Annotated in this window: 10 protein-coding genes and 1 rRNA gene (1 of these 11 running past the window's edge); 7 read left to right on the forward strand and 4 right to left on the reverse strand. The window is 50.3% G+C overall.

What is annotated here, in order from left to right; translation table 11 throughout:
* Positions 1-20: 20 nt before the first annotated feature.
* The 3 genes from rsmB to def are packed head-to-tail and all read right to left on the reverse strand — an operon-like array spanning position 21 to position 2,835.
* Entirely contained in the window at positions 21-1,310 is a 1,290-nt protein-coding gene (rsmB, locus tag OGX95_RS22270) for a 16S rRNA (cytosine(967)-C(5))-methyltransferase RsmB (RefSeq protein WP_286631006.1), read from the reverse strand.
* Positions 1,311-1,363: 53 nt separating this feature from the next.
* Positions 1,364-2,311, reverse strand: a complete 948-nt coding sequence (fmt, locus tag OGX95_RS22275) for a methionyl-tRNA formyltransferase (protein ID WP_286631007.1) — start codon at positions 2,309-2,311, stop codon at positions 1,364-1,366.
* Between the two features lie 14 nt (positions 2,312-2,325).
* A complete protein-coding gene (def, locus tag OGX95_RS22280; RefSeq protein ID WP_040232019.1) occupies positions 2,326-2,835 on the reverse strand; it encodes a peptide deformylase in 510 nt (169 codons plus the stop codon).
* A 129-nt stretch (positions 2,836-2,964) separates the two neighbouring features.
* Between def and dprA the strand changes: the two genes are divergently transcribed.
* From dprA to OGX95_RS22310, 6 genes are read left to right on the forward strand one after another with little or no spacing between them, the layout of a single operon-like run.
* Positions 2,965-4,089, forward strand: coding sequence for a DNA-protecting protein DprA (gene dprA, locus OGX95_RS22285; RefSeq protein ID WP_286631008.1), 1,125 nt, complete (start codon positions 2,965-2,967; stop codon positions 4,087-4,089).
* Positions 4,061-4,534, forward strand: coding sequence for a DUF494 family protein Smg (gene smg, locus OGX95_RS22290; protein WP_286631009.1), 474 nt, complete (start codon positions 4,061-4,063; stop codon positions 4,532-4,534). The genes dprA and smg overlap by 29 nt, the downstream gene beginning before the upstream one ends.
* A gap of 26 nt (positions 4,535-4,560) precedes the next feature.
* Entirely contained in the window at positions 4,561-5,103 is a 543-nt protein-coding gene (locus OGX95_RS22295; protein ID WP_286631010.1) for a DNA topoisomerase family protein, read from the forward strand.
* A 4-nt stretch (positions 5,104-5,107) separates the two neighbouring features.
* Positions 5,108-5,680, forward strand: a complete 573-nt coding sequence (gene tsaC / locus OGX95_RS22300; protein WP_286631011.1) for an L-threonylcarbamoyladenylate synthase type 1 TsaC — start codon at positions 5,108-5,110, stop codon at positions 5,678-5,680.
* A gap of 1 nt (position 5,681) precedes the next feature.
* Complete coding sequence (gene aroE / locus OGX95_RS22305) at positions 5,682-6,503, forward strand: shikimate dehydrogenase (protein ID WP_286631012.1); 822 nt, start codon at positions 5,682-5,684, stop codon at positions 6,501-6,503.
* Positions 6,500-6,757 carry a DUF1488 family protein gene (locus OGX95_RS22310; RefSeq protein WP_286631013.1) on the forward strand — a complete coding sequence of 86 codons (258 nt, stop codon included), beginning with the start codon at positions 6,500-6,502 and terminating at the stop codon, positions 6,755-6,757. The genes aroE and OGX95_RS22310 overlap by 4 nt, the downstream gene beginning before the upstream one ends.
* Here the strand turns inward: OGX95_RS22310 and OGX95_RS22315 are convergent.
* Complete coding sequence (locus OGX95_RS22315; RefSeq protein WP_286631014.1) at positions 6,733-7,287, reverse strand: gamma carbonic anhydrase family protein; 555 nt, start codon at positions 7,285-7,287, stop codon at positions 6,733-6,735. The two genes, OGX95_RS22310 and OGX95_RS22315, sit on opposite strands and share 25 nt — an antisense overlap.
* A 474-nt stretch (positions 7,288-7,761) precedes the next feature.
* Between OGX95_RS22315 and OGX95_RS22320 the strand changes: the two genes are divergently transcribed.
* A 16S ribosomal RNA gene (locus OGX95_RS22320) occupies positions 7,762-8,172 on the forward strand (it continues 1,120 nt past the right edge of the window).

Genomic DNA, 8,172 nt, shown 5'->3' on the forward strand with positions numbered 1-8,172 from the left:
AGTTGCGACCCGTTATTTCATCACTTCTTGATTAGCTTAGCGTAAAAGAAACCGTCACCTTCTTCTGCACCCGGTAAATTCTGACATCCTGGTTGTTCCGGCGTACCCGTTTCACTTAATAGAGCGTCTGGTGTTCGTGCCAGGAAGGCAGAGATTTGCTGTTGGTTCTCTTCAGGCAAAATAGAACAGGTTGCATAAACCAGCGTGCCACCTGGTTTCAGATGTGCCCAGGTCGCATTAAGTATTTCTGCCTGTAGTTGGGCGAGTTCAGCAATATCCCGATCGCGACGCAACCACTTTATATCTGGATGGCGACGGATGACTCCAGTGGCAGAGCATGGTGCATCTAACAAAATGCGATCAAACTGCTGTTCGCCGCACCACTGTTCGGGGTAACGACCATCGCCCTGTTTAACGGTTGCCTTCATACCAAGGCGTTTCAGGTTGTCATAGACACGCGACAGCCGTTTTTCATCGACATCGACAGCCACCACATTAGCTTGCGGGGCAACTTCCAGAATGTGAGTGGTTTTACCGCCCGGCGCACAGCACAGGTCGAGGATCTGTTCGCCGTCTTTCGGTAACAGATAGGTCACGCATCCTTGAGCAGAAGCATCCTGGACGGTCACCCAGCCTTCGTCAAAACCTGGGAGGGCGTGCACAGGAGCCGGCGTTTCCAGACGCACCGCATCCGGATAGTCCGGATGCGGGAAGCCGGTTAATCCCGCTTCGGTAAGTAGATCCAGCCAGGCGTCGCGCGTATGGTGGTTACGATTGACACGTAGCCACATCGGCGGTCGCTGGTTATTGGCTGCAAGAATCGTTTCCCACTGCTGTGGATAGGCATTTTTGATACGCTTAACCAGCCATGAGGGGTGTAAAAAACGCAGTTCGCTTTGTGCAAATTCGATGACCAGTTCTTCCTGGCGGCGCTGAAACTGGCGTAATACACCGTTAATTAACCCTTTTAGCTGAGGTCGCTTGATAACGACTGCACCTTCGACGGTTTCAGCCAGCGCAGCATGTGGCGGAATACGAGTATGCAAAAGCTGGTAGAAGCCAACCATAATCAGATAGTGGACCGTGCGCTGTTTGCCCGTCATCGGACGTTCCATCAACTGTTGAATCATCCACTCCAGTTGGGAGAGCGTTCGCAAGACGCCGAAGCAAAGCTCCTGCAACAGCGCCTTATCTTTGTCGGCTACTTTTTGCTGCATGGCGGGCAGTACGTTACTCAACGATTGGCCCTTTTCGACAACCTGTTCGACAGCCTGGGCCGCCATACTGCGTAAATTAAGATGTTTTTTCATAAGCGCAAAAATAAAAATGCCCGGAGGCTCCGGGCTTTAAAAGAGATGAACCGTCAGATCAGACGATTCCCGGGCACAAACCACTCCCGACGCGAATTGAGCAGATCCTGTGCGCTCATCGCTTTCTTGCCGGCAGGCTGTAAAGCGATGAGATTCAGGATGCCGTCGCCTGTTGCGACCTGGATGCCCTGCTTTGTCGCCTCGAGGATGGTGCCTGGTGCAGCCTGTGTGTTCGCAGCAATAACAGAAGCTTTCCAGACTTTCACTGGCTGACCTTCTATTTCAAGCCAGCTCATTGGCCACGGGTTAAAGGCGCGGATACAGCGTTCCAGCTGAGCGGCTGAAAGTGACCAGTCGATACGGGCTTCTTCTTTGCTGAGTTTTTCTGCATGCGTGACCAGAGATTCATCCTGAACGACTGGTTTTAGTGTGCCAGCAGCAAGCTGTTTTAGCGTTTCAATCAGCCCCTGAGGCCCTAAATTTGCCAGCTTGTCGTATAACGAACCGCTGGTATCTTCTGCCGTAATTGGGCAGGACAGCTTATGCAGCATATCGCCAGTGTCCAGACCGACATCCATCTGCATGATGGTTACACCGGTTTCGGTGTCGCCTGCCCACAATGAACGCTGGATCGGCGCGGCCCCACGCCAGCGTGGAAGCAGAGAACCGTGAACGTTGATACAACCCAGACGCGGCATGTCCAGTACGGCTTTTGGTAGAATCAGGCCATATGCCACCACCACCATTACATCTGCGTGCAGATCAGAAACCAGTTGTTGGTTTTCCTGGGGACGAAGAGATACAGGCTGGAATACGGGTATCCCTTTTCCTTCCGCCAGCACTTTCACCGGGCTGGGCATTAGCTTTTTACCACGTCCCGCAGGGCGGTCCGGTTGGGTAAACACGGCAACGACGTTATGTCCAGAAGACAACAGCGCGTCGAGATGACGCGCTGCAAAGTCAGGTGTACCCGCAAAAATAATACGTAGTGAGTCTGACACGTTGATTCTTGTCCTTAAGCTCGGGCGTTCAGGCGGTCGAGTTTTTCAACTTTCTGACGAATACGTTGTTGCTTCAACGGAGACAGATAATCGATAAACAGTTTACCGACCAGGTGATCCATTTCATGTTGGATGCAGATAGCCAACAGGCCATCGGCCTCCAGTTCAAAAGGCTTGCCGTCGCGATCAAGCGCACGAATTTTTACTTTTTCAGCGCGTGGTACTAATGCACGTTGTTCAGGAATAGACAGGCAACCTTCTTCAATGCCTGTTTCGCCGTCTTTCTCTAGCAGCTCTGGGTTAATTAATACCAGACGCTCGTCACGGTTTTCAGAGACATCAATAACAATGATGCGCTGATGAATATCGACCTGTGTTGCGGCCAGACCAATACCTTCTTCGGCGTACATCGTTTCGAACATATCATCAACGATACGCTGAATTTCTGCATTCACTTCTTCAACCGGTTTTGCGACTTTGCGAAGACGCTCGTCCGGAATATGTAACACTTGCAAAACTGACATAGTTATCCAGAGTTGTGTTCAGGAGTTGGAAAGATTATTACCTCTATTCTAGACAAAACCCCCTCCGATTGACAGCATCAGTGACCAATCGCAAAGATTGCCAGGACAGCTTGTGGCAGGGGAACAGGGATGACCCATATTGAGATTTGGTTACGTTTAGCACAAGTGAATGAACTGTATGGTGATGAGATGGTGCGCACTGCTCACTGGCTTATTGCTCAACCGAGTATTAACAATACGATACTTCGGCATGCAGGGCTCACTCCTCGCCAGGTCGAACGTTTTCAGGCCTTTTCTGAGCAGTCACTGGAAAAAACACTGCGTTGGCTTGAGTTACCCCATCATCATCTGGTTTTTGCCGACAGCAAGTATTTTCCGCCGCAGCTGCGTGCTATTGAGGATTACCCTGGCGTACTTTTCATTGCTGGTCGCCCTGAGTGTCTTCACTCATTTCAAGTTGCTGTTGTCGGCAGTCGGCAGCACTCCTGGTATGGCGAACGATGGGCGCGGTTGTTCTGTGAAAAGCTTGCAGCATGTGGTGTGACGATCACTAGCGGACTGGCTAAAGGGATTGATGGTGTGGCGCATACTGCAGCGATAAACACACACGGGGCCAGTATTGCGGTACTGGGAAATGGTCTGAAAACTATATATCCGCGACAACATGTTCGTCTTGCTGAAAATTTGATAGAGGCCGGAGGCGCGCTGGTGTCTGAATTTCCTTTGGATATACTCCCTTTACCGCGTAATTTTCCCCGACGAAATCGCATTATTAGTGGTCTAAGTAAGGGAGTACTGGTTGTTGAAGCGGCACAGCGTAGCGGTTCATTAGTCACTGCACGCTGTGCACTGGAACAAGGACGGGAGGTTTTTGCTTTGCCTGGACCGATAGGGAGTCCGGGAAGTGAAGGTCCCCATTGGCTTATTCAGCAGGGAGCCATGCTTGTGACGGCACCAGAGGAAATACTGGAAAGTTTGCAATATGGCTTGCAATGGCTGCCAGATGAGCCTGAAAAATCAATTTATTCGCCGGATCACGAAGAGGTGGCATTGCCATTTTCAGAGCTCCTGGCTAACGTAGGAGATGAGGTAACACCTGTTGACGTCGTCGCTGAACGTGCCGGCCAACCTGTGCCAGAGGTAGTGGCTCAACTGCTCGAACTGGAGTTAGCAGGATGGATCGCAGCTGTACCCGGCGGCTATGTCCGATTGAGGAGGGCAAGCCATGTTCGACGTACTAATGTATTTGTTTGAGACATATATCCATAACGAAGCTGAGCTGCGTGTGGATCAGGACAAACTGGAACGGGATCTTACCGACGCTGGTTTTGATCGTGAAGACATCTACAACGCGTTACTGTGGCTGGAAAAGCTTGCTGATTATCAGGACGGCCTTGCCGAACCTATGCAGCTTGCATCAGATCCCCTTTCTGTACGTATTTATACTGCAGAAGAATGCGAGCGGCTGGATGCGAGCTGTCGGGGGTTCCTGCTATTCCTGGAGCAGATTCAGGTGCTAAACCTCGAAACGCGAGAAATGGTGATAGAGCGCGTACTTGCGCTGGATACGGCTGAGTTTGATCTGGAAGACCTGAAGTGGGTGATCCTGATGGTTCTGTTCAACATTCCAGGCTGCGAAAATGCCTATCAGCAAATGGAAGAATTACTCTTTGAGGTGAATGAAGGTATGCTGCATTAATCAATCTTCATTCAGTATGAGTTGTTATGGCTAAATCAGCACTGTTTACGGTGCGTAAAAACGAGCCCTGTCCACAATGTGGGGCTGAACTGGTTATTCGTTCCGGGAAACACGGCCCGTTTCTCGGTTGCTCACACTATCCAGAATGCGATTATGTCCGTCCGCTGAAATCATCTGCGGACGGACATATAGTCAAAGTTCTGGAGGGTAAATTCTGCCCTGCATGTGGTGCTGAACTGGTGCTGAGGCAGGGAAGATTCGGTATGTTTATTGGGTGCAGTGTTTACCCAGCCTGTGATCACACTGAGCTTATCGATAAGCCTGATGAAACAGCAATAGTATGCCCTCAATGCCAGACGGGCCATTTGGTTCAGCGGCGTTCACGTTATGGCAAAACCTTTTACTCCTGCGATCGCTATCCGGAGTGTCAGTTTGTCATTAACTTCAAACCGTTAGCCGGAGAGTGTCCAGAGTGCCACTATCCGCTACTCATCGAAAAGAAAACCGCGCAGGGTGTGAAGCATTTCTGTGCCAGTAAACAATGTGGAAAGCCGATCCCGGCGGAATAAAAAAGTGAATAAAAACCTGCCCACGGACCCCATCGCTGCTGCGATAGAGGTTCTGCAACAAGAAAATGTCATCGCTTATCCAACAGAAGCCGTTTTTGGTGTCGGGTGTGATCCTGACAGCGAAACGGCAGTAACGCGTCTGTTGGAACTCAAACAACGTCCAATAGATAAAGGTTTGATTTTGATTGCGGCAAATTTTGATCAACTCAAACCGTATATTGATGACAGCATGCTTACAGATGCTCAACGTGAAGCTGTTTTCGCGCGCTGGCCAGGCCCTGTCACCTTCGTTTTCCCGGCCCCTGTGACAACGCCGCGTTGGCTGACCGGTCGTTTTGATTCGCTCGCCGTGCGTGTCACGGATCATCCGCTGGTGGTTGCATTGTGTCAGGCTTATGGCAAGCCATTAGTTTCCACCAGTGCTAATCTGAGTGGACTGCCACCCTGCCGAACGGTAGAGGAAGTACGAGCGCAGTTCGGGGAAAATTTTCCAGTGGTTGAAGGTAATACCGGCGGACGTTTAAATCCCTCGGAAATCAGAGATGCTTTGACGGGTGAACAGTTTCGACAGGGGTAATATGAAAGAAGCCTATGCTGTTTTTGGTAATCCGGTAGCGCACAGCAAATCGCCTTTTATTCATCAGCAATTTGCCCGGCAACTGAAGATTGATCACTCTTATGGTCGGGTGCTGGCGCCCATCAATAACTTTGTGAATACGCTCAATGCCTTTTTTGCTGATGGGGGGAAGGGCGCCAATATTACCGTTCCCTTTAAAGAAGAGGCATTTGCGCGTGCTGATGAACTAACAGAGCGGGCATCGTTGGCTGGAGCGGTCAATACCCTAAAACGGCTTGAGGATGGGCGTTTACTGGGGGATAACACCGATGGTATCGGCCTGCTTAGCGACCTTGAACGTTTGTCTTTCATTCATCCCAGGTCTCGTATACTGCTGATTGGGGCTGGTGGTGCGTCCCGCGGTGTGTTGCTGCCTCTCCTGTCTATGGATTGCGCGGTGACTATTGTTAATCGTACCGCCTCGCGTGCCGAAGAATTGGCGCAGATCTTCTCCCATACCGGTAGCGTTCAGGCGGTGGGAATGGATGAGCTGGATAATTACACTTTCGATCTGATCATCAACGCTACTTCCAGTGGTATTAGCGGCGATGTTCCAGCCATTCCTGCATCGCTTATTCACTCTTCGGTCTATTGCTACGACATGTTCTACCAGAAGGGAAATACCCCGTTCCTTTCCTGGTGCGTATTACATGGTGCAAAACATTGTGCCGATGGTTTAGGAATGCTGGTGGGGCAAGCGGCACATGCTGTTTTGCTCTGGCATGGTGTACTGCCGGAGATTGAGCCAGTGATTAAAACACTGCAACAGGAACTTTCTGCATGAATCAGGCAATTCAATTTCCTGATAGGGAAGAGTGGGTGGCGGATATTAATTCCGTCGTCTTCCCGGCGATGGTTCATGGTATGCAGCTAAAATGTGCCATAAAAGGAGAGACACTGGCGCATCGCTTTGGCGGCGACACGCCTGAACAGTGGCTTGAGACTTTTCGCGAATATCGCTGGGATCTGGAAGAAGAGGCTGAAGCATTGATCCTGGCCCAGCAGGATGATGATCAAGGATGGGTCTGGTTACCCTGACTTAAATACTCATCTTTCCACTTCACGTAGTTGTTAGCAGAGTACTGTAGGCCTGCCTTCTCTTCATCAGTTAATGGGCGGATTTGTTTAACCGGGCTTCCCAGATACAGATATCCGCTCTCCAGGCGCTTGTTTTGCGGGACCAGGCTTCCCGCTCCGATCATGACGTCATCTTCTACTACTACGCCGTCCAGCAAAATCGATCCCATACCAACTAAAACGCGGTTGCCAATGATGCAGCCGTGCAGCATGACCTTATGACCTACAGTCACATCTTCGCCTACGATTAGAGGGTTACCTTGCGGATTAGATGTGGATTTATGTGTGACATGCAGCACGCTGCCATCCTGAATGTTTGTACGGGCGCCAATCTGTACGTAGTTCACGTCGCCACGGATCGCAACCAGTGGCCAAATCCCGACATCATCAGCCAGACGAGCATCGCCAATGACAACACTACTACTATCGATCATGACGCGTTCGCCGATCTGTGGGAAAAGATCCTTATAAGGACGCAGTACATCAGACATGTTTACCTCAATGAAAATAGGGCGGTAATGAAGACTTTGGTTGGATTATTGAGACTGTGCAAGTGATTTAGTTATCAAAAATCAGCCAAATTGCACAGGAATGTAGCGAAAGGAGTGAAAAACAAGCATTCGGCAAAAAAGATCCAAAAAACACTTGTGCTAAAAAATGGGATCCCTATAATGCGCCTCCATCGACACGGCGGATGTGAATCACTTCACGCAAACAGCCGGTCCGGTTGAAGAGAAAAATCCTGAAAATCAGGGTTGACTCTGAAAGAGGAAAGCGTAATATACGCCACCTCGCGACAGAGCGCTAAAGCGCGTCGCAACTGCTCTTTAACAATTTATCAGACAATCTGTGTGGGCACTCGAAGATACGGATTCTTAACGTCGCAAGACGAAAAATGAATACCAAGTCTCAACGAGTGAACACGTAATTCATTACGAAGTTTAATTCATTGAGCATCAAACTTTAAATTGAAGAGTTTGATCATGGCTCAGATTGAACGCTGGCGGCAGGCCTAACACATGCAAGTCGAACGGTAGCACAGAGGAGCTTGCTCCTTGGGTGACGAGTGGCGGACGGGTGAGTAATGTCTGGGAAACTGCCCGATGGAGGGGGATAACTACTGGAAACGGTAGCTAATACCGCATAACGTCGCAAGACCAAAGAGGGGGACCTTCGGGCCTCTTGCCATCGGATGTGCCCAGATGGGATTAGCTAGTAGGTGGGGTAACGGCTCACCTAGGCGACGATCCCTAGCTGGTCTGAGAGGATGACCAGCCACACTGGAACTGAGACACGGTCCAGACTCCTACGGGAGGCAGCAGTGGGGAATATTGCACAATGGGCGCAAGCCTGATGCAGCCATGCCGCGTGTATGA

Origin of the sequence: Citrobacter sp. Cu233, assembly GCF_030332225.1 — a bacterium.
Taxonomy (GTDB): Bacteria; Pseudomonadota; Gammaproteobacteria; order Enterobacterales; family Enterobacteriaceae; genus Citrobacter.